General features: G+C 72.5%; 12 protein-coding genes and 1 pseudogene. 3 read left to right on the plus strand and 10 right to left on the minus strand.

Annotated elements, in window-relative coordinates:
• Positions 1–673: 673 nt before the first annotated feature.
• Entirely contained in the window at positions 674–925 is a 252-nt protein-coding gene (locus E0H26_RS26700) for an SCO4848 family membrane protein (protein WP_131308732.1), read from the minus strand.
• A 69-nt stretch (positions 926–994) separates the two neighbouring features.
• Here E0H26_RS26700 and E0H26_RS26705 point away from each other — a divergent pair, with 69 nt between their 5' ends.
• Positions 995–1,534: a hypothetical protein gene (locus tag E0H26_RS26705; RefSeq protein WP_131308644.1), complete on the plus strand. Its 540-nt coding sequence runs from the start codon at positions 995–997 to the stop codon at positions 1,532–1,534.
• A 36-nt stretch (positions 1,535–1,570) separates the two neighbouring features.
• On the opposite strand, the gene E0H26_RS26710 is transcribed toward E0H26_RS26705, so the two are convergent.
• From E0H26_RS26710 to E0H26_RS30650, 3 genes are read right to left on the minus strand one after another with little or no spacing between them, the layout of a single operon-like run.
• Positions 1,571–2,398 (minus strand): DUF6406 domain-containing protein, encoded by an 828-nt coding sequence (locus E0H26_RS26710; protein ID WP_131308647.1) that lies wholly within the window; start codon positions 2,396–2,398, stop codon positions 1,571–1,573.
• Positions 2,399–2,446: 48 nt separating this feature from the next.
• Positions 2,447–3,289: a DUF6406 domain-containing protein gene (locus E0H26_RS26715; protein ID WP_240742401.1), complete on the minus strand. Its 843-nt coding sequence runs from the start codon at positions 3,287–3,289 to the stop codon at positions 2,447–2,449.
• 38 nt (positions 3,290–3,327) lie between these two features.
• On the minus strand, positions 3,328–8,412 hold the full coding sequence (locus tag E0H26_RS30650) for a C2 family cysteine protease (protein WP_420812897.1): 5,085 nt from the start codon (positions 8,410–8,412) through the stop codon (positions 3,328–3,330).
• A gap of 27 nt (positions 8,413–8,439) precedes the next feature.
• On the opposite strand from E0H26_RS30650, the gene E0H26_RS30655 reads away from it, so the two are divergent.
• Positions 8,440–8,835 (plus strand): leucine-rich repeat domain-containing protein, encoded by a 396-nt coding sequence (locus E0H26_RS30655; RefSeq protein ID WP_420812898.1) that lies wholly within the window; start codon positions 8,440–8,442, stop codon positions 8,833–8,835.
• Between the two features lie 3,063 nt (positions 8,836–11,898).
• Here the strand turns inward: E0H26_RS30655 and E0H26_RS30660 are convergent.
• The 3 genes and pseudogenes from E0H26_RS30660 to E0H26_RS26760 form a co-directional block, all read right to left on the minus strand.
• Positions 11,899–16,836 (minus strand): annotated as a pseudogene (locus E0H26_RS30660) (toxin glutamine deamidase domain-containing protein); the annotation flags it as partial.
• Between the two features lie 45 nt (positions 16,837–16,881).
• Positions 16,882–17,220, minus strand: a complete 339-nt coding sequence (locus E0H26_RS26755) for a hypothetical protein (RefSeq protein WP_131308650.1) — start codon at positions 17,218–17,220, stop codon at positions 16,882–16,884.
• A complete protein-coding gene (locus E0H26_RS26760; RefSeq protein ID WP_131308653.1) occupies positions 17,217–17,609 on the minus strand; it encodes a YbaB/EbfC family nucleoid-associated protein in 393 nt (130 codons plus the stop codon). The genes E0H26_RS26755 and E0H26_RS26760 overlap by 4 nt, the downstream gene beginning before the upstream one ends.
• 203 nt (positions 17,610–17,812) lie before the next feature.
• On the opposite strand from E0H26_RS26760, the gene mycP reads away from it, so the two are divergent.
• Complete coding sequence (gene mycP, locus E0H26_RS26765) at positions 17,813–19,093, plus strand: type VII secretion-associated serine protease mycosin (protein ID WP_165521995.1); 1,281 nt, start codon at positions 17,813–17,815, stop codon at positions 19,091–19,093.
• A 107-nt stretch (positions 19,094–19,200) separates the two neighbouring features.
• On the opposite strand, the gene E0H26_RS26770 is transcribed toward mycP, so the two are convergent.
• From E0H26_RS26770 to eccB, 3 genes are all read right to left on the minus strand, one after another.
• Positions 19,201–19,488, minus strand: a complete 288-nt coding sequence (locus E0H26_RS26770) for a WXG100 family type VII secretion target (protein WP_131308656.1) — start codon at positions 19,486–19,488, stop codon at positions 19,201–19,203.
• 14 nt (positions 19,489–19,502) lie between these two features.
• Positions 19,503–19,832 (minus strand): WXG100 family type VII secretion target, encoded by a 330-nt coding sequence (locus E0H26_RS26775; RefSeq protein ID WP_131308753.1) that lies wholly within the window; start codon positions 19,830–19,832, stop codon positions 19,503–19,505.
• A 161-nt stretch (positions 19,833–19,993) separates the two neighbouring features.
• Positions 19,994–21,421 (minus strand): type VII secretion protein EccB, encoded by a 1,428-nt coding sequence (gene eccB, locus E0H26_RS26780; protein ID WP_131308659.1) that lies wholly within the window; start codon positions 21,419–21,421, stop codon positions 19,994–19,996.
• Between the last annotated feature and the right edge of the window lie 85 nt (positions 21,422–21,506).

Genomic DNA, 21,506 nt, shown 5'->3' on the forward strand with positions numbered 1-21,506 from the left:
AATGTTGCCAAAGGAATCCCCACCAGACCAAACCCACAAAGGCTCAGCCCAGCACGGGGTAGAAAATCTAACTTGGCACTGGCTTATCAAGCACCCTGTTGAGTTCTCAAAGAACAACCACACACCATCCGACAACCCACCAGGGCCACCATCAGGGGCATCCCACCCGCCGCTCTCGCGCCGGGCACTTTTACTACGTTACCTTACCGTCTGGCCCGTGTCAAACCGGTCTGTCCCGGTCCGTCACGCTTCATGCGGTTCGGCACCCGCGATCCGGCGCAGCGGAGATCCGCCTTGCCAGGTCATCGGATTTGGCAGGCCGGCCGCTGCGGTCTCCCGCAAGCTCGCCCGGTGCCCTGCCGGTCGCAAACCTTACCCGGTCGGTTTCGCTGCGCCAAATCCGCCTCCCGGCCGATCCGACGAGCCCCACCCGGTCCGAGTCCTAAGAGGAGTAATCCTCCAGCACTCGGTGCCATCGGAGCGGGTTCTCCGGGGTTTTGGCCCCGTTTTCGCCCGTTCCGCGCTGGCAGAGAGAAAGTTACGCGGCCGGCGAGTTGATCGTCAAATCGAGGGGGAGCGGTCCCCGTCACACCCGCTCACGACACCCGACCGAAGTGGACAACCATGCAGACCGCCCCGTTGACGGTGCAGTCGTCAAACAGCCCGGACTCGCTCAGGGCGTACGCCGGACGGCTGACCGCCAGGCGCGGACGCCAAGCAGGCCGACGGCCGTGCCGATGGCCAACGACGCGCCGATCAGCAGTGCGTGCACCCAGAGGAAGCCGGTCGCCGGCCAGTCCCCGACCACTGCGCTGGACCACGACCTCGGGTCGTTCCAGATGGCCACCGCGAATCGGGGCCAGATCACCCAGGTCCAGACCCCGACCCCGGTGAGGAAGACCGCCCAGCCACGCGACAACACCATGGTCGGCGAGTATGCCAGCGGTTCCACCGGGGCGGTCGCAAAGCGCACCCGATCGGTACGGTGGTCGGCATGAACCCGCCGCTCAGCCGTACCAACGCGGAGGCGCACCTCTACCTGGACCTGCACGCCTGTTCGTGCGGGTCCACGCGGTTCCCCCGGCACAGTGCCGTCGTCGCGTTGGCGGACGGTGACCTGGCCAGCCGCTACACCGGCGCGTGCGAGGGCTGTGGCGAGGAACGGGAGTTCCTGTTCCGGCTACCGCCCACGCCCGATGGCACGGGCGGCGGATTCCGTTACGGCGGCGACGAACCGTCACAGTTGCTGGATCCGGGCGAGTGGCTCCTGGTCTCCGACGCGTACGCCGGATCGGTGCCGACGGAATCCGGCGGCGAGGCCGGGCAGCAGGCCCAGGCCGCGCTCGCCCGGGCGGTCGCCGCGCTCGACGAAGTCGTCAAGTTCATCCCGGCCGGCGCGGACACCGTCCCGGCGGGCGCCTTCCTCAGCGATCGGGGACGGCAGCTGCACCAGCGCGAGCCGGGTCGGTTCCGGCGGGACCGTCTCGCCGCGGTCCGGGCGGCGTACGCCGGGCTGTTGTCGCCGCCCGGCTGAGCGGACCCGCCGGCACCAGCAGACCCGCCGTCGTGGTCAAGACTGCCCGTCTTCGTAGCGGCGGCCGGGAGGCAGGAGCTGCGCGGTCGGAAGATCGCCCACCTCCAGCGGGGTCAGGCGACCGATGAACTCGTGCATGGACCAGGCCACCGCGCGCAGCTTGCCCGCCCGGGCGGCCTCGGCCGGCGGTCCGGGCGGTCCGACCAGGTCCGACTCGGGCACGAAATAGATGATCTCCACGCCGGGTCGGGCGGAGATGGCCAGGAGGCCACCCGACGGCTTCGCGATGACCAGCCAGTCCGGTGGCAACCAAGGGTCACGGTGTACGCGCTGCGCGTGCACCAGGTCGAACGGCGGGTACTGCGGGTGCACGCCGAACAGCGGGCGCGCCGGTAGGAGGGCGAACGGTACGCCGGAAATGTGGTGCTCCACCTCGGGCTGCGCACCGTTGTTCCGGCGCAGCCAGTCCCGGTAACCCGGCGGTAGCCGTACCCCCAGGGCCGCTTCTGCCTGCTGGAGTTGCGCCTCGTCGAGTTGCCCGTACGGACGCAGCCGGGCCGGCTGCCACAGGTGGCCGGAGGGTGGATCCAGCACCTCGTGGTCGTCCACCCGGCGGACGGTGACCTCCCACTCGTCCGCACTGGCCATGTCGAGATCGGCGAAGCGCCAGGTCTCCGCACCGACCGGAAAGGTGTCACCGAGCGTCACCTCGTGATGCGCAGACTCCTCGGCCGAGTGCGGCATGACGACCAGCTCGGCGCGCACTGGTGGCCCGACGTCGACCCAGCGCACCCCGAGGCGAGCAGGCCCGACGTCGACCGGGACGTTGTTCGGGATGGCGGCAACGTCAGTGAACGAGCGCAACGCTTCTCTCCCGGTTCTCCCCGGCTGGCCCGGGACGGTAGGACTCGCTCAGAACGGCCCATCCTCGTAGTTCCGCGGGTCGGTGAAGGTGCCGGGCGGCATCAGCTGCACCGGAGGTTGGTCGTCCAACTCCTTCGGCGTCAACCGCCCGAGGAACTCACCCATCGACCAGGCCACCGCGCGCAGCTTCCGCTCACGGGCAGCTGAGGCGGGTGGGCCAGGCGGCCCCAGCAGATCCAGCTCGTGCACGAAGTAGACGTTTCCGCTACTCGCCTGGGTCGAGACGACCAGCAGCCCGCCGAAGGGGTTCGCGATCACCAACCAGGCCGGCGACAACCACGGATCCCGATGTACGCGCTGCGCGTGCACCAGGTCGAACGGCGGGTACTGCGGATGCATGCCGAACAGCGGACGCTCCGGCAGCAGCGAGAACGGTGCGCCGGGAATATGGTGCTCGACCTCGGGCAACGCGCCGTTGTTGCGGCGTAGCCAGTCCCGGTAGTCCGGTGGCAGCGGATGCCCCAGGGCCGCCTCCACCGACTGGAGCTGCGCCTCATCGAGTTGCCCGTAGGGGCGCAGCCGCGCCCGCTTCCAGAGGTGACCCGTGGGGGGCTCCATCACCTCGTCCTCGTCCACCCGCCGGACCTTGACCTGCCACTCGTCGGCGCTGGTCATGTCGAGATCCGCGAAGCGCCAGGTCTCCTCACCCACCGGAAAGGTCTCACCAAGCGTCACCTCATACCGTGAGGTGTCTCCGCCCCGGCGCGGCATGACGACGATCTCGGCACGCACGGGTGGGCCCACCGCTACCCAGCGCACCCCGAGGCGGGCGATGCCCACGTTGGCGGGGGTGTTGTTACGGATCGCGGTCCTGGCAGTGAAGGATCGCAACAACTGCCCCCCCCCCCCTGTCCCTGCGGTCGGCATCCTCAGCCGCCCACCATGTCGTGCAGCGCGGGTTCCTCCGGCAGCGTAAACCCGAGCACCTCGCGAGCGATACGCTCGGCCTCGGCCCGCCCGACGGGGATCGACCCACCGACGCCAGCCGTGCCGTTGGTCGCCCAGTGGGCCGTGCGCTGGCCCACACCGGACGACACCACGACGCTCAGGCCATTCACCGTACCGTCGTCGTCGAGCAGCGCAAGGTAGTTGACGATGGCCCGTTCGTCCTCCAGGTAGGTACGCCCAAGGGTGTGCCGGCGCGGTCGATCTCCCTCGGGCTTGATTGTCGTCTCCACTGCCCTGGGCGCAGGAATCGACGGCTGGGCGGGTGGGACGAATGTGCTGGTCACCGTGCCGGTTTGCGGGGCACTGCTCGCGCCGCCGACGTCCATGTGGGCGTAGTCGGAAGCCATCAGATCCAGGAAATCGCGCACCGGAATCGGTGCGGGATGCTCGTGCCCCCACGGGTTGCGCAGTCGCACCAGACCATTGGTCACCGACACGACCTCGTAGGCATGCTTGGCATACAGCCCGAATGGCAGTGTGGCCAGTCCCGGCGGGTAGGTGTTCTCCGGACGGGTACCAGCGATCACCGGGCTGCCTGCGGCGAGCAGCGCGGCCAGCCGGGTAGCCACGACGGCCTCCTGGCCGGGTCTGGTGTCGAAGAACGACATCTGGCTCGGCACACCGGTGAGCTGAGTCATCAGCTCCGCCTGTAGATAGCTGGTGCTGCCGACGTCGAGCCGGGCATAGCCGAGCGGTGCTGCCTGATGCGGGTCGTCCTTGCTGCACCACGTGGTCCAGTCCCGCTGCCAGGCGTCGCGTCGCTCATTGGTCCAGGTCCGGTCGACCGCCGCCAGTGCCTTCTCCAGCACCGACGCCCAGCCCGAACCATTCGACGACCTGTCTGCGTAGGCAGCCTCCCCGGAACTCCCGACATGCAGCGGCACATCCGGCTGCACGGTGATCCGGAGGCGCCGGCCGGTGGGCGCCGATGTGCCGCCGTACAGGACGCTCTCGTGCAGCAGCACGTCCACCGTGCCGTCCGGGTTTGGCTGGAAGAGCTGCGCCAGCGCATCCGGCCGGTACCCGGCGACGGCCGCCATCGTGGCGAGCATCCCGCAGTCCTCGAGCACGCCTTGGCGCACGTGTTCGCGGTGCGGCGACCCGTCGAACAGCGGGGCCGCCTGCCCGGTACGGTCGTCCAGCGCCTGGCCGTATTCGACCGGATAGTTCGGGTTCGGGTCGGGCAGGGTGACCCGGTCCGCGACCACCGCGATCTCGCTGTCGGTCACGGTCGGCTCGACCTCGACCTCGACCTCGATCTCGATCTCGGTGCTCGGGTCGGGCGGCAGCATCGCACGCAGCACGTCGGTCAGCGCGTTCGGGACCAGCGCCATCCGGCGCGCGTCGGTCAGGTAGTGGAAGCCGTGCGTGCTGAGCACCGCCATGGCAGCGGGATTCGACCCGTACGCGGCCCGGAAGGCGGCGGCCACCCGGCTGCGGTCCTCGGCCAGCAGGGCCTTGCGGCCGGCCTCGGTGGTCAGGTCGAACGCGGGCGCCGACACGGTCAGCGGGAACTCCGGGGCGCCGTCGAGGGCGTACGGGCGCAGGTCGAAGCGGCCGGTCAGGTCGATGTAGACGCCCTCGGTGGCGAGCCGGTCGGCCAGCCGTGGATCGGTTTGCCGGATCGAGGCCAGCGCGGCTGGGGGCAGCGCGATGACCTGCCCGGCCAGGGCGGGCATCCGGGGCAGCGAGGACTGGCTCTGCTCCCCGTGCACGGCCAGCTCACGCAGTTTCGCGGTCAGTTCGGCGGCCGGTGGCGGCTGGAAGTCGGGCGCCAGCCGACTGCGGTAGTCGATCGCCCGGAACCGCTCGACGATGGTCGGGTCCGGTTTGTACGCCAGCGCGCCGGTCACCGTGTCCGGTGTGATCCCCGGCACGCTCAGCCGGATCACCTGATGCCACCCGTCGGGTGGCAGCAGCGCCAGCCGGGCCGTCGCCTCCGGCGTACCCCAGCGCAGGCCGAGCCGGTCGACCAGCGCGTCGATCTCGCGGCGCAGCACCAGCCGGGTGGTCGGCTCGGACTGCGCGTACCAGGCGGCCATCAGGCGCAGCTCGGCGAGCCGGCCACGGTCCCGGGCGGTGAGCCCGGCCGGGTCGATCGGCCGCTCGGCGGCGCCCTGGTCGAAGAGGCCGACCTGTGCCTGGCCGGTTTCGTGCCGGGCCAGCAGTTCGGCGAACTCGTGGGCCACCGCGCGGTCCACCACCGCGTCGCCGGCCCGGTCGGAGACGGTGAGCGTGAAGGTGCCGTCGAGGTTGCGGATCGTCTGCGCCACGGTTTCGCCGGTCAGGGCACCAGCGGCGACCTGGACCCGCAGCGGCGCCAGGCCGGTCGCCCGGACTTCGAAGACGTCCGGGCCGACGGTGACGATCTGGTCCGCGCCGATCGTCTCGGCCAGGGTGGGCAGCACCAGCCGCGCCCGGTCGACCACCGCCGTGGGATCAGCCGCCGGTCGGCCCTGCCCGTGGAACTCGGAGTCCGGCAGCGCCGCGACGCTGCTCTGCGCCACTTCGACGTGGCCGTACCAGGGGCTCATCAGATCCAGGAGGGCACGTACCGGCATCGGCGCCGGGTGACTCGAATTCCACGGGTTGCGCAGCCGCACCTCCCCGTTCGCCACCGACACGATCTCGTACGCGTGCCCCGGAACGAGCCCGTACGGCGGTTGGCCGGGATACCGGGCGGCTGGCAGGCTTCCGGTGATCACTGGACTGCCGGCGGCGAGCAGGGCAGCCAAGCGGGCCTCGGCGTCGGCCTCCCGACCCGGCGTCGGGTCGAACTGACTCACGTTGCTGGGCAGCCCGGTGAGTTGGGTGAGCAGCTCCGCCTGCACCAACCGGCTGCTGCCGTTGCCGAGGCGGGCATAGCCGAGCGGGGCGGCCTGGTTCGGATCCGCGCCGGGTCGGGCGCTCCACTGCTGCTGCCACAGGTCGTGGCGGTGCTGGGTCCAGGTGCGGTCGACCGCCGCGATCGCCTTCTCCAGCAGCGACGCCCAGGCCGTGCCAACCACCGACTGGTCGGCGTACGCGCTGCGACCGTTCGAGTTGGCGTGCAGCGGTACGTCCGGCCACACCGTGACCCGCAGCTGACGCCCGGTCGCAGTGACCGACTGGCCCGGACCGCTGGCCTCGTGCAGCAGCACGTCCACCGAGCCGTCCGGGTTCGGCTGGAACATCCGCGTGATCGTGTCCGGCAGCTGGCCGGCGACCGCGCCGATCACGGCGATCATGCCGCAGTCGCCGAGCGCACCCTGCTGCACGTCCTCGCGGGTCGGCGGGCCGTCGAACAGCGGCGGCGGCTGCCCGGTCCGGGCGTCCAGCGCCGGTCCGTAGGCCGGGCCGGGCTCGGTCGGCGACTCCGGTGGCAGGGTCACCCGGTCGGCCACCACCCGGGTGTCGCCGGCCGGCCCCTGGTTCGCCGCGCTCTCCACCGTGCCGACGGGAGCCGGCGCGACGGGCGTGATGCCGCGCAACACGTCGGTCAGGGCGTCCGGCACCAGGCCCATCCAGCGGGCGCTGCCCTGGTAGTGGAAGTCGTGGCTGGCGAGCAGGGCCGCGGCCTGGTCGGCGTGCAGTCCGCGCAGGGCGGCCCGGGACCGCTGCCGGTCCTCGTGCAGTTGCGCCTGCCGGCCGGCCTCGGTGCTCAGGTCGAACGCCGGGCGGGCGGCACCCAGGTCGATCGCGGGTAGGTCCGCCACCATGTACGGGCGCAGGTCGTAGCGGCCGGTCAGGTCGACGTAGACGCCCTCACGGGCGAGCCGGTCGGCAAGCTGCGGGTCCACCGCCCGGACCCGGTCGAGCTGCGCCTGCGGGATGCCGACGATCTGCCCGGCGAACGCCGGCATTCTCGGCATGCCGGACTGGGCGTGCTCGGCCTCGACGGCCAGTTCCCGCAGCCGAGCGGTCAGTGCCGCCGGCTGTGGCACCTGGAAGTCGGGCGCCAGCCGGGACCGGTAGTCGATCATCCGGACCCGCTCGACCTCGGTGCGGGTGGGCGCACCGGCCAGCACCGCCGAGACCGCTTCGGGCGTCAGCGACGGGACGCTGAGCTGCATCAGCTGAGTCAGCACGTCACCCGGGAGCAGCGCCCACCGGGCCCGGACGTCCGGATCACCCACCCGGAGGCCGAGGTGATCGGCGAGGGCGTCGATCTCGGCGCGTACGGCCAGCCGGCCGGCGGCGTCGGCACCGGCGTACGCGGCGGCGAGCAGCCGGATCTCGGCGAGTCGGCCCCGATCGTGGGCGGTGAGTCCGGTGACGCTCAGCGGCCCGCGCACGTTGCCCGGATCCAACGGGCCGACCAGCGCCGGGCCGGCCTCGTGCAGCGCCACCAGCTCGGCCACCTCGTGCGCCAGGGCCCGCGCCACCACCTGATCCACCGCGCGGTCCGACACGGTGACGGTGAAGGTCCCGTCGGGGTTGCCGGTCGACTGGGCCACCACGCCGTCGGTCAACGGGCCGGTGGTGAGCCGCACGGTCAACGGAGGCTGCCCAGCCGAACGGATCTCGAACCGGTCCGATCCGACCGGCACCACCGCGTCCACCTGGGCGTACGGCGCCACCTGCGGCAGCGCGACCCGGGCCACGTCCAGCACCGCCGCCGGGTCGGCGGCCGGTCGACCCAGGCCGTGGAAGGTGGAGCCCGGCACGGCACTGGCGGTGACCGAGCCGGCCGTCGATACGCTGCCGTCATGGCCACGCCCGCCGAGCTGTACGCCGCTATCCTGGCCGACCCCGACGACCTCGACCTGCGCCGGCGGTACGCCGACGCCATCGAGGCCACCGATCCCGACCACGCCGAACTGATCCGCATCGACCTGGCGCGATCCCGCCCCGACCGGGCGTCCGCCCTGCGGTACCGGCGGGTGATCCCGCGGCTCGCGGGTCCGGTCGCCCACCTGCTCGTCGACTGGAAGGTGCGTAACGGCCTGGTCGAGTTGGTCACCATGACCGCCCGTGCCTTCGTCGACCACGGTGCCGAGGTCTGGGCCCAGCTCCCCGTCCGCCATCTGACCCTGGTCGAGGCGGCCGGGCTGATGCCGGAGGTCGCCGGTGTCGCCAGTCTGGGCCGCCTGGTCGCCCTCGACCTGAGCAACAATCCGATCGGTGACGACGGGCTCGCCGCGCTGGCCGGTTCCCCGTACCTGGGCCGGCTGCGCTGGCTGGGCCTGGCCAACTGTGGCATCGGGCCGGCCGGAGCCGAGGCCCTCGCCGCCAGTCGCAACCTGCCCGACCTGCGCTACGTCGAGCTGTGGGGCAACCCCGTCGAGGTCACCGCCAAGGGCGTCGGACAGGACATCGACGGCAAGCCCATGTGGGTCGAGATGCCCCCGCTCGGCCGGGAACTGGACGAGCGGTACGGTCCCCTGCCCTGGCTCGACATCCGGTGGGGCTGGCGGTTGCTCGGTGTGGCCCGCTGGGACGAGGTCTGACGGCAGGCCCGGCGAACTGGTCCCCGGCCCACCGGCCGCCGCCCCCGGCGCCGAAGCGGACGGCGCGCCAGGCGTAGCTGACGACGGCGCGGGCGGAGTGGGTGGAGCGGGCGACGGCGCGGGCGGAGCGGGCGACGGCGCGGGCGGGGCGCCCAGGTTCGCTTCGGCGATCCGCTGGGCGTGGAACCGGATGCTGGGCGGAATGCCCCGCGAATCGGCTGGCAGTGCGCCGGCCTGGTCCACCACTGTCTGCCGGAGAGCCGGGCCGACCTTGGCCAGCAGGGGCCCCGCCACGGAAGCCCCGCCGAGGACCCGCAACCGGCCGCTGTCGTCGCGCAGCCCCAGCACGTCGGCCGGGCCGTCGTGCTCGGTGGCCGGTCCTTCGAGCGGCGCCAGACCCACGTGGGACAGCAGGTCGGCGACGCCGCCCGGGTATTCGGGCGCCTGACCGATCGAGAAGACCACCCGGTCGTACGCCTGTCGGCTGCCGTCGGTGAACTCCACCAGGAAACCGCCGTCGACCGTGTGCCGGAGGCTGACGATCTCCCGCAGCGTCTGTTCGACCTGGCTGCCTACCGACTCGGCGTAGGCACCGACATCGGGCAGGGTGTTGCGCCGGTTGTAGCCGCCACCGAAGCTGTACCGCATCCGCGCCTCGGCGTCGTGCGCCGGATCGCCGGTCAACTGGTCCGGTGGTGGCTCCATGGCCCGCGCCGACCAGTCGACACTCCCGGCCGGGGACGCCACGGCCTGCTCGACGTCCCAAGCGCCGGAGGCACCCGCGCCGAAGACGAGCACCCGGTCACCGGGGCGGTAGGCGTCGGCCAGGTTCTGGCCCCCGAACTCGACCGGTGGCGCGGACAGGCGCGGGTCACCGAACGAGCCGTCCGGCGCGTGCCCGAGCCGGCCGCGTACCTCGTCGGAGAGCGCGTCGAGGTCCACCGGCCCGCCGTCCGGGTCGAAGACCTGCCCGGTCGAGGGGTCGACGGCGTACCCGGAGAGCGGGTCGACCACCAGTGGATCGGTCGGCCGCCCGGCGAGGTCCGCCAGCAGCGGCGGGGCCTGGGCACCGAGGACGGTTCGTACGGCCGGCGCAAGCGTGTCCGGGGCGACCGGGGTGCCGTCGGGAGCGCGGAACACCGGAGTCGGTCCGGACCGGTCGACGCGGTAGCCGGTCGTCGGGTCGACGTACTGGCCGGTGGTGGTGGCCGGCGCGCTCGGCACCCGGGAGGGACCGGGTCCGGACGCGACGTCGACGGACGCGGTGTAGAACTCCCGCCCGCCGACGGTGACCCGGAAGTTCGCGCCGTCGGGCCACCCGGCGTCGACCGGGCGGGGCGTGATCGCGGTCGCCGTGCCCTGGTAGGTCGGCATCGCGTGCAACGCCCGCGCCGCGCCGACCGCGTCGGCGAAGACGTCGGACGGGGTGAACTGGGTGCCCTCCTCGGACAGGTCGGCCGGTTGGAACGGCATCCCGGGAAGCTCCAGCTCCGACGGGATCTGCCCCATCAGCAGGGCCTGCCGATCCGCCCACGGGTCGTGTCCCTGGGAGACGCAGAGCACCGGTGGCACGCCGGTCCCGGTGTCGGCGGCGGCACCCATGGTGACGAAATCGGCGGTCGCGGCCCAGCCACCACCGATCACCAGTCGGCCGAAGACATGCTCGGGTGCGGCGTCCAGGGCCGCGTCGACCCGGGCGGTCAGGGCGAGGTCGGCATCGTTGCGCAGGGCGGTGGCCTGCTGTGCCCAGGTACGGGCTTCGGCCCGGATCGCCGACTGCGCGGCCCGCAGGTCCGCGACGATCTGCTGTCCGCCACCCGTCGCGTGCCCGATCAGGCCCTCGACCGCTGGGGCGGCCGGACCCAGGTGACTCCGGATCAGTTCGAGTCGGGCCTGCGCCGCCGCCGGCCCGACCACCGGCACGTTGCCGCCGAGCCCGTGTACGGCGTGCGTCGGGTCCTGCTCCACCAGGCCGGACGCGACGAGCAGGCTCAACGCCTCGGCCCGTAGCTGGCCGGCCCGGGTCGGATCGGGGGTCGCGGTGCTGTCGGCGAGAACGACCCGCAGCTCGGCGAGGCGACCGATGTCCCGCGCGGTGAGGATGCGATTGCCGTCGTGCTCGGGCCGGGCGCCCTCGGCGAGCGCCGTGGTGGCGTCGGTACGCAGGTCGACGACTCGTTCCTGGGCGACCGCGTCCACCTCTGCCAGCATCGCGACCACCGCCCGGCGGACGTGGTCGGGATGCGCACCGGTGGAGACCTGCACCACGGCACCGTCGGCGGTGTACCCGACGGTGGCGACCGGCACGATCGGCACCCCGGCCGGCGGGTCGGTCAACTCGATCCGTACCTGGTAGGGGCCATCGGCCAGGTCCAGGGTGACGGTGCCGGCGGCCGGGCCCACGCTCGCCTGCGCGGGCAGTGGGCCACTGGTCAACGCCGCCTGAACGGCCTCGGCGGTACGGGTGGCGTCGACGTCGAGCAACGCACCGCCGAAGGTCGTACCGGCGGCGGCCTGCCGCAGGTCGGGCCCGTCGGCGGCGGTCGTGCCGGAGTTGGGGTCCTGCGGCCCCACCGGTCCGTCGGGGCCGGCCGGGCTGGCGTCCGTCAGGCCGTCAGGGTTGGCCGGGCGGGCGGCGTCGGTCAGGCCGTCGGGGCTGGCCGGGCCTGGGGCGTCCGTCAGGCCGTCGGTTCCGGTTCGGGCCAGACCTGCCGACCCTTGATCCGGCCCTCGCGTCGCGCCTGGGCGTACTCCTCCATGATCCGTCGCGGTGGCAGGCTGGAGTGGACCGTGATCACTCCCGTCCGGTCGATGATGTAGCTCCCCTGGCCGACGTGCATCCCCGAGGCCCGTTCCGGCACCGAGAGCCTCTCCCGGGCCAGCCAGCCGAACTCGAACTCCCGAAGCACGATCGGATTCCGGGTCCCCAGCAACTGGCTGATCAGCGTCAGCGCCTCGTCCTCGGTCAACTCGCCCCTCTCCGTCAGGCACCATCATCGCCCACAGGGCGTGGGTGTCCCGCACGTCGGCGGCCGGCATGTCCACCGACGCCGTCCCCGTCTGGGGATCCCACCACACCGGTGCGTCGGCGTCGGCCGGGAAGACGATCACGAAGGCGTGTGAGCCGTCCACCTCGGGTCGGCCGTTCTCGTCGAGTACGACGTTCCCGGCGCCGTCGAGGTAGAGCCAGTCGGCCACCACCAGCGCCGACGCTCCGGGGCCGGCGTCGGCCACCTGCTGGTACAGCTCGGCGTACTGGGCGGCCACCGCGTAGGCACGAGACGACAGGTCGGCGGGCAGGCTGTCCGGGCCGCCGATCCACTGCCCGCCGATCCACGCCTCGGCCCGGTCCAACCCGCCCCGCTCGCCGGAGAGCCGGTCGATCGAACCGTCGTCGAGTCGGTCCGGCCAGCGCGGGCGCGACACCTGCGGATCACCGTGGAAACTGGCCAGCGCCGACAGCGAACTGTCCAGGCAGTTGTTGCCCCGGCCCGGCTGGTCCGGCCCGCCGTCGTTGACCAACCGGCCGTACGGGTGGGTGGACGGATCGGCGAAGACGGCGTACCCGTACGAGGTGGCCAGGCTGGCGGCCAGGTCATCGTGGAAAGCGGCGTCCTCCAGCGGGGCCAGCTCACCCGGCCCGAACCGTCGACTCTCGGCCAGCGATGACGCGGAGCCGGCCTGGTTCAGGCCGTCGGTTCCACCTTGGGCCAGACCTGGCGACCAGTTGTCCGGCCCGCCCGGCGGGCCGCCGCGTACTCCCTGATCAGCAGCGGGACCGGCAGGCTGGTCTGGACCGTGACCACTCCGGTCCGGTCGATGATGAAGCTCCCCTGGCCCAGCGCTCGGCCCTGTGCCCGTTCCTGGGGAGACAGCTGCTCCCTCGCCAGCCAGCCGAACTCGAACGGATGCAGCTCGATCTCGTTCGGCGTGCCCAGCAGGCGCTTGATCAGTGCCAGGGCCTCGTCCTCGGTCACCCGGAACCCCCTTGTCGCTCGGATCGGTGGACTCACCGCCCGGGTCGGTCCCGCGCTCTGCGCCTCCACGATCAGCTTGACCGGCGGGCCGGTCGGGTCGTCCGGTCTCCGCAGGAGGAAGTAGCCGAACGTCGGCGCCGCCATGCGGACCCCCGAGCAGGTCAGGCCCGAGACCGGGCAGGGTCTGGTCGGGGCTGGTGGCAGGGGTGTCGGCCGGCGCGGTCGAGTCCGGGGGTGCCGGTGGCCGGATGTCACTCTCCGTCACCATTGGACGGAGCGGATCGCCCTCGGCGTCGAGCACGATCGACCAGACATCGCCCGGTCCGCTGTGCACCGGGCCGGTGTCAGAGGTCAGCTGGTTCTGACCGTCAAGCCAGATGATGGTGCCGTCGTGGTTGACCGCGTTCCAGGTGTGTGCGCCGTTGCCGCTCGGCAGGGTGGTGACGATCAGGGCCGCCGAGCCGGGACCGGCGGTACGGAGCGTGGCGGCGACCGCCTCCAGCCCCGCGATGCCGGCGCCCTGGTGGGCGAAGTTGGAGCGCAGCGCCTGCTCCTGCCGCGCGGTGCTGCCCTGCTCCACTTCTGCCGCGACAGCGGTCGGCGCCGCCACCTCTGGCCGACCGAACCAGGTCGCCAGAACGGAGAGCCCCACGTCCGCACAGTTCTTGTCGCGCCCCGGGACGGTCGGACCGCCATCGTTGACCAGGCGCGCCCAGGGTCCGACGCGTGGGTCCGGGTGCACCAGCGGTCGACCGGTCGCCGGGTCGCGAGGTACGACCGAGTCGAGTGCCTGCTGGTCGGCCGGGTCCGGGGGAATCAGGCCCTCGGGATGGCCGTACGGCCGGCTGTCACTCAGCGGCAGGCCGTTGCCCACCACACCCGGGACGGGCGGCTGGTAGATCTGGGTGTCCCGCTGTGGGTCAGCCACCGGCTCGATGTTGAACTGTGGCAGGAAGTGTGCGCAGGAGCGGCACGGCGGCCGGTGATGGCCGAGATCGTAGAGAACATTGTTCTGTCGGGCTGGCTTGACCTGATGCGTGATGATCCTCGCGCCGCTCAGCGCGTCCAGCGCGTACTGCTCGAAGGTGCCGGGCTCACCCGCTTCCCGCCACTGCGTTTCGAGCCGATAGAGCTGGTCCGAGACCAGGGCCACCTCGGCGCACTTGCCGTGCCCACTGCCGGTCCCGTCCGGCAGCGCCGCCGCCGTGCGGTCCAGGGCGGCCTGGGCGAGCGGATGCACTGCCGGCTGGGTCACCGGATCCGTGCCCTTGTTGGCGGTCATGCTGGTGTGCGTGGTGATCCCACCGTCGGGCATCAGCAGGGCACCGGCGGTGCCGGGCTGCTTGGCCCGCGAGATCGCGGTGTCCTTCACCGCCCGCCGGGCGGTCTCGGCGAGCGTCCGCGACGCCTCGATCAGCGCCTCCGGGCCGGTGGGGTCGCCGTCGACGGTCGTGGGGTCCAGCTGCCAGCTGTGCGTGCCACGCCCGGTGGGTCCCGTCGAGCGCCGGAGGGTATCCGGGTTCACCCGGCCGCCGTCGACAGTCGGCGGGGTCGGGCCACCCGGCTGGGTCGTCCCGGTGCTGCCCGGCACCGCGACGACGACCGGCCCGCCGGTTGCCGACCGGTCGACCGGATCCGTCCGGTTCGCAGTGGGGTCCGTGACACCGTCCGCAGTCGCGGGCGTGATCCTCGGCTCGGCAGCCGAGGGCGCCGGGGTGGCGTTCGGGTCGGTGCCCGCCGTTTCGGCCGGAACCGTCGGGTCGACCGAGGTACGCCCGGCGGGTGGGCTGGCGCTGGGCTGCCCGGTGGTGGTGGCGCCGGCCGGTGGGGCGAGCGAGACCGATCCCGCCGCGTTCGCTGCGGTGATGTTGGCCGGTGTCCTCGGGGCTGGTGCCGGCTGCGTGCTGGTGTTGCCGGTCGCGGGCGGGCTGGTGGTTGCGGTGGCGGGCGGGCTGCTCGTGCTGGTTGCCGGCGTACCGGTCGCGGCGGTGGACGGGACGTTTGTCGTCGGGGTGACGACAGTCGCAGCTGATGGCGCGCCGGTCGCCGGCACCGGGTTCACCGTGGCGGCGGGCCCGGCCGGGGTGACGCCGCCCGGCGTGGGTCCGGCGACCGGAGCGACGCTGCCCGGCGCAGGACCGGCGACCGGAGCGACGGGCGGCGCACCGGGCAGCACGGCCGGGACGGAATCGACGGCAGCCGGATCGGTCCGGGCGTCGGCCGGGCCGACGAAGCCCCGGCCCGCACCGGCAGAGTCCGCCACCGGGCCGGCATGGCCGGGATCGACTACCGGACCAGCATGGGCGGAGTCCGCGACCGGACCGACGCTGCCGGTACGCCCGGCGCCGGTCGAGGTGTCGACAAGGGCCGCCTGGGCGCTGCCCGATGCTGACTCTGCCGGCGGCCCGCCGTCGCCCCGGTCCGCCACGCTCACCTGCTCGGGCGAGCCGGTCGAGGCGCGGTCGGTGCCGGGCGCGTCGCCGACCGGTGCCGCCCGATCGCCCGAGTTGCCGTCCTGGTTCGTCTCCACGGTGGGTCCAGCAGACGCCGGAGTGTCGCCGGTCGGGACCCGGCTGTCGGCCGTGGTGGCGTCGTCAGGGGCGGGGACCGGCGCTCTCTCGCCGACCCGGACGGCGTCGGCGGTGTTCGGTTCGGTCGCACCGCCGGCCAACCCCACACCGTCGGTCGGTGGCGGCGGCCCATCGGTGGTGGTGACACCGCCGGTCGGCGATGTCACGGCCGGATCTGTCGTTGCCGGCGCGAAGCTGATGGAACCCGAACCACTCTGCGGTGCGGCGCCGCCGTTCTGGCTCGTACCGCCGGCACCGTCCCCCGCGCCGCCGAGATCGCCCAGATTGCCGAGGTTCACGGTCTGGACACCAAGCGACGGATCGATCCCGTCCGGTCCGAGGCCGGCGCCGGGCGTGAACGAGACACCCATCTTGTCGAGGCCGAAATTGGTGATCCTCGCCGCCACGTTGCCGGTGGCACCACCGGCGAGCGTCACGCCGGTACGGCCGGCGCCGCTGGCGAACCCGCCGAGGAAGGCGTCCGCGCCGGGGAGGACGAACTGCTGGTTGACGCTGGCGTTGGCGAGCACGCTCGCGGCGGGCGAGATGAGGGCGTTCTGGGCACCCGAGGTGAGGCTGGTGCTGCCCCAGCGGACCAGGCCGCTGCCGGGGAAGGTCAACCGGGATGGGCTGAACGAGACATCCATCCGGGGTGCCCGGCGGCCGGCCCAGTTCATGCCGGAACCGAGCACCGCGCCGTACGCGCCACCCACCCCGGCGGTGAGCGTCCGCCGGCCGTCCCACTCGCGCCGGTCACCGCGGCGCATCTGGTACGCCTGGGCGCCGACGTCGATGATCAGCTCCTCGCCGATCTCCTCCAGCAGTTCCAGACCGAGCCGGTTGACGCCCTGCCGGAAGCCCTGGCTCGTGACGATCTGCCCGACCCGCGACCCGGCAGTCCGCAGCGCCGCCTGCATCCCCGCCCGGGTGAGCAGTTGCCGTCCCATCTGGGCGATCAACCGCCGGAAGGCGACGGTCACGGCCTGCCGGCCGGCCGCCAGGATGCCCGGGATCGCACCCGCCGACACCCCGCCCAGCCACGCCATCAGCAACGCGACGAAGACGGCGATGACGGTGATGATCACGGCGATCAGCACCGTCAGCTTGGCGTACTCGATCTCCAGGGCGGCCTGGTCGCAGCCGGCCGCGTACGCGGCGGCGACCTCCTGGATCAGCGGCAGGCCGGTGTTCGGGTCGACGCCGAGTTGGTTCCACAGCCCACCGAACGCCTCGCCGGCCCCGCCACCCCAGCTTTGCAGGATCTTCATGACCGCCGGGTCGGCATCGGTCAGCGTCTCGCTCACCACGTCGGCCAACGCCTGCCAGGCGTCGGCCAGGTCCCGCATGCGGTCCTCGTCACCGCTGGGCCATGCCTCACCCGCGCTGACCCAGCAGATGGCATCCCAGACCCAGGTGTACTCGCCCAGCATGTGTCTGGGATTGGGTACCGCCACCGGGTGCGCCCCTCCGTCCGATGTCGACCAGTAGCCGCCGGGCGGCTACTTGCCGTCGCCTCCGAAGAGCGCCTTGACCATGTCGTCGAGGTCGACGGTGCCCTCCACGGCGCCCTTCACCGTCGGGCCCAGTTGCTCGACCACGGGCACGATGTCGGCGGCCAGGTCGAGGACCTTCTGTGCCGGCTGCTCACCGCCCAGGTAGCCCTTGTTGAACTCGTTGCCCGGCTCGTCGTCACCCCATGGGCGATCACCGTTGAGCGTGCCGATGGTGGCGGCGAGGCCCTGCCAGCGGGCGGCCAGTTGGGCACCGGCGGCGCTGAGACTGTTGGCCCCCTCCAGCGCGCCATCCGGCCTGACGAAGGTCTCCCGAAGTTCGGTCATCGCTTGTCCTCCCCGGGCAGGTCGCTGTCCAACTGTCGGAAGATGCCGTCCAGGTCGTGGTCGATGTACGCCTGGAACTGGCTGTCCGGCACGTACGGCCGGAGCAGGCGTTCGACGTCGGCCATCGCCTGCTCGGTGGCGCGGCGGATGGTCTCGGTGACCGTGGCGGAGAGTTCCTTCGAGTTCGGCCGGCGGTAGATGCGCGGGTCGAACTCGACCTTCGTCACCTGACCACGCGGTCCGACCGTGACGCTGACCAGCCCGTCGTCGGAGGTAACCGTGGCCGCCACGGTCTTGAGCTGTTGCTGGAGGTCGCCCACCCCGGAACGCATCCGCTCGAACTGGGCCATCAGCTCGTCGGCACGAGCGCGCAGCGCCTGTACGTCCATGGCGTGTCCCTCCCGCCCTGTTGCCCGTCCCGCCTCGTTGGCCCGTGCCACAGGCGGTCCCTGGCAAGGAGACGTGCGCCTGCGCCTGCGCGTGACGACTCGACCATACTGAACCTGCGCGACATCGGGGATGGGCGGCCAGTCGTTAGGATGCACCGGCACCGGCCGACCGGGAGGTGAGCACAGTGGTCCGCGACCGTCCTATGGTGGCATTTTCCCTGGTGGGAGCGGTGCTGACCGCAGCGCTGACGGTCCCCGCGCCGGCGCCGGCCCAGGCCGCCCCGGAGATTTGCCAGAATCCGAGCGATCCGGGCGAGGTCAACACCGAGACGCCCTGGCACCAGCGGTGGCTCGCGCCGCAGCGGGTGTGGCCGTTCAGCACCGGCGCCCAGGTACGGGTCGCGGTGATCGACTCCGGCACCGACAGCAGACATCCGCAACTGACCGGTCGGGTCACCAGCGGCTTCGACGCACTGCGTGGTGCACCCGGCGGCGACGTGGACTGCGTCTCCCACGGCACGGCCGTCGCCAGCATCATCGCCGCCGCCCGGCAGGAGGGCGTGGGTTTCCACGGCCTGGCGCCGGACGCCACGATCGTGCCGATCCGGGTCAGCGAACGCAACGCCAACGAGAACGCGGGCACCGCCGGTGCCACCGTCACCGGCGCGGTCTTCGCGCAGGCGATCGTGCGCGCGGTCGACGACGGCGCCGACGTGATCAACATGTCGGTGACGCTCTACCGGCCGGACCCGGACGTGGAGCGGGCGGTCCGGTACGCCGTGGCCAACGACGTCGTCCTGGTCGCCGCCGCCGGGAACCAGCATCAGGACGGCACCCGACCCGATCCGGTGCCCTATCCCGCCGGCTACGACGGGGTGATCGGCGTGGGTGCCATCGACCAGAACGGCACCCGGATCCGCCAGTCGCAGGTCGGGTCGTACGTGGACATCGTGGCGCCGGGCGGGGCGGTGGTCGCCGCCACCAGGCTGATCGGTCACACCGTGTACGACGGCACCAGCTTCGCCACCCCGATGGTCAGCGCGACGGCCGCGCTGATCCGCGCGGCGGAGCCGGGCCTGTCGGCGAAGGAGGTCACCCGGCGGATCCTGTCCACCGCCGACCCGGCCCGGGGCGACGCGGCACGCGGCTACGGCAGCGGGGTGGTCAATCCGTACCGGGCGGTCACCGAGCGGCTGACCACCGCGAAGCCGGTGGCACAGCCGCCGCTGCCCGAGGTACCCCATGACGCGGCGGCACAGGCTCGCGCCGACCGCTGGGCGACATTCGGTCGGCTGGCGCTCTGGATCGGTCTGGGCCTGGCCGCGATCGCGGTCGGCGTGGCGGTGCTGGCGGCGCTGCTGCCACGCGGGCGGCGTACCCGATGGCGTGCCACCCGGCCGTCCGCGCCGCCGCCCGCCCGGACGCAGATCGACGAACCCGAAGAGGTCTTCTTCCGGGTGCCGAGCTCGACGCCACGCGGCTGACCCCGACCCGTCGACCCGGCACGGCGAACCGGCCGCCCGGCGGCGCAGACGACGATGGCCCGGCGATCGGCCGGGCCATCGGGCGAAGCGCTCGCGTCGGTCGCGGCTCAGCCGCCGAACTTGGCCCGGTTGGCCGCCTCACGGGCCTGCATCTTGGCCGCCGACTCACGCAGCGCCCGCTCGATCTTGCCGAGCAGGTCACGCAGGTCGTTGGCGGCCGACTCCCACTCGCGCTGGCGCTGGAAGTACGCCTCGCGGGCGTCACCGTCCCAGGTGGCCAACAGCGGGGCGATGCCCGACTTGAGGCCCTCCAGCTCGCTGGTCATGTTCCGGACCGAGCTGCCGCAGCTGTCCGCCGCCGCGTTCAGACCGGCGAAGTTGTACCGGATTTCCATTGCGAATCCCCCCGTCAGAGCTTCAGGGCCGCGGTGATCTGGCCGGCGGTCGCACCGGCGCTGTCCATCTCGGACCGGATCTCCTCGTCGCTGACGTCGTAGTCCTTACCGGCCGAGCCAACCGCCTCGGCGATCGCGCGCAGCGCGACGTTGAGCCGGGCCATGTCCTGGTCGAACCGCTCACGAACCTGCTGGAACGATCCCGCACCAGCGCCCTTCCACTGGTCGTAGAGCGGCGCGAGCTGGTCCATCAACCCGTTGAGGTTGCCGGTGAGCCGATCGGCGACGGCATCGACGTCACCCTCGGTCTTCAGCATCAAGCCGGTGTCGGTACGCATCGACATGGCGGAAGTCACCCCCGTCCTCGTTCGATCGCCCCGCGTCCCCGGGGGGCGGCCATTTGCGTCGGCGCTTTACGCACCATCGTCATTCGAACGGTAACGGGTCGGATCCAACCCGCGCTAGCCCGCAGACCGGTTGTCGACTCCATTGTGGCTGGTAGGGGTCACTCCGGATCGAGGGCCAGCTTCGCGGTGGCCGGATCGAGCGCCGGCCCGGCGGGCAGCCGGACCACCAGGCTGGCCGGCAGGCGCACCGGCTGCACCTGCGAATAGCCGAGCATCGCCGGCACCCCCTCGCCGGCCAGCGGGTAGCGATATCCCAGGTCGGTGACCAGGTTGAGGGTGCCGCCGTCCTGGTCGGGCGACGAGGCCGCGCTGACCAGCACGCCGTGACCGGGCTCGATGACGACCCGGTCGGCCAGCGGAACGCCACTCCCGGTCTGTTCACCGGTACGCACCGGTCCGCGTACCGGCTCGACCTGGGCGTCGAGCAGCACCGTCGGTTCGTCCTGGCCGGGCTGGTAGGCGGCACAGATGGCCGGGTCGCTGCCGCTGAGCCGGGCGATCTCGGGGCGTTGCTCCGGTGCGCGGAACCGGCCCGGCTGCGGTGCCGACGCCTTCGGCGCGGCGGCGGCCGTACCGGCGGCGAGTTCGATCGGGACCGGCTTCGTCCCGTCCTGGTACGCGGCCTGGGTCTCGCTGTCGGCCAGCAGGACATCCGCCTGGACGGGGGTGATCGGGACCAGCCGTTCCCGCTCGACGACGTAGTACTGGCGGCTGTCGTTCTGGCTCCGTACCACGAAGACCTGACCGACGCGGGCATCCGGCAACGCCGTCGAGAGGACGCCACGGTCGGCCACCCGCCGGGTGGCGATCGGCTCACCGGCGGGCAGCGCGTTCAGCCACGCCCCGCCGACCTCCACCACCGGCTCGGCGGTCATCACGAGCCCTTCCAGCACGACCTTCTCGTTGCGGATCTCGTACCGGTGGTCGCGCCAGACCAGGTGCAGGCGCTTGGACTTGCGGTCGCGTACCAGCAGCGCGGCATCGCCTGGTTCCCGGCCACCACTTGGTGCCCGCCCGACGGTGAGCACGGTGGTGGCGACGATTCCGCCGGCCGCGTCCCGGGCCGGCTGGGTGCACAGCGTCCACGGACCGTCCAGGATCCGGTTCGGCGCCGGCAGCGCGTCCGGCGCGTCCGGGATGCCGATGCGGGGCCCCCGGGGCGTGCCCACCAGCGAGTTACGGGACACCGAGACCATCGGCACGGCCGACTCCATGGCCAGCAGGGCGGACGCGTAGTTGGCCACCGGGTGCAGCCGGCCCTCCCGGTACAGGTACCGGGTGCCGGTCTCCTTCTCCAGGATGACGGCGGCGCCGTCCTTCCACTTCGTCGCCCCGCCGGGGCGCAACAGCCCGTACACGCCCACCGCCGCCAGGCAGAGCACCGCCACCATGACGCTGGCGAAGCCGGCGCCACCCAGCCGCCGGAACGGCGCCGCCTCCGGGTCCGGCTCGCGCGCCACCAGGGCGGAGGTCATCCGCTGCACGAAGAACTGGTACGACTGGACCTGGTCCCGCCGCGACGGCATGGCACCCTCCCCCTGGCGTACGCCGGCACGGCCACCATCGCCGGACCGCGGTGCCTACCATAGGCACGACGTCGAGTCAGCCGGT

It is taken from the genome of Micromonospora zingiberis (genome assembly GCF_004331455.1).
Lineage (GTDB): Bacteria > Actinomycetota > Actinomycetes > Mycobacteriales > Micromonosporaceae > Micromonospora > Micromonospora zingiberis.

What these genes read in the sequence shown, in the direction of transcription:
- E0H26_RS26700 (WP_131308732.1), bottom strand. Translation starts at nt 925, where the DNA reads ATGGTGTTGTCGCGTGGCTGGGCGGTCTTCCTCACCGGGGTCGGGGTC.
- E0H26_RS26705 (WP_131308644.1), top strand. Translation starts at nt 995, where the DNA reads ATGAACCCGCCGCTCAGCCGTACCAACGCGGAGGCGCACCTCTACCTG.
- E0H26_RS30650 (WP_420812897.1), bottom strand. Translation starts at nt 8,412, where the DNA reads ATGGCGGACGGGGAGCTGGGCCCAGACCTCGGCACCGTGGTCGACGAA.
- E0H26_RS30655 (WP_420812898.1), top strand. Translation starts at nt 8,440, where the DNA reads ATGCCGGAGGTCGCCGGTGTCGCCAGTCTGGGCCGCCTGGTCGCCCTC.
- E0H26_RS26755 (WP_131308650.1), bottom strand. Translation starts at nt 17,220, where the DNA reads ATGACCGAACTTCGGGAGACCTTCGTCAGGCCGGATGGCGCGCTGGAG.
- E0H26_RS26760 (WP_131308653.1), bottom strand. Translation starts at nt 17,609, where the DNA reads ATGGACGTACAGGCGCTGCGCGCTCGTGCCGACGAGCTGATGGCCCAG.
- mycP (WP_165521995.1), top strand. Translation starts at nt 17,813, where the DNA reads ATGGTGGCATTTTCCCTGGTGGGAGCGGTGCTGACCGCAGCGCTGACG.
- E0H26_RS26770 (WP_131308656.1), bottom strand. Translation starts at nt 19,488, where the DNA reads ATGGAAATCCGGTACAACTTCGCCGGTCTGAACGCGGCGGCGGACAGC.
- E0H26_RS26775 (WP_131308753.1), bottom strand. Translation starts at nt 19,832, where the DNA reads ATGTCGATGCGTACCGACACCGGCTTGATGCTGAAGACCGAGGGTGAC.
- eccB (WP_131308659.1), bottom strand. Translation starts at nt 21,421, where the DNA reads ATGCCGTCGCGGCGGGACCAGGTCCAGTCGTACCAGTTCTTCGTGCAG.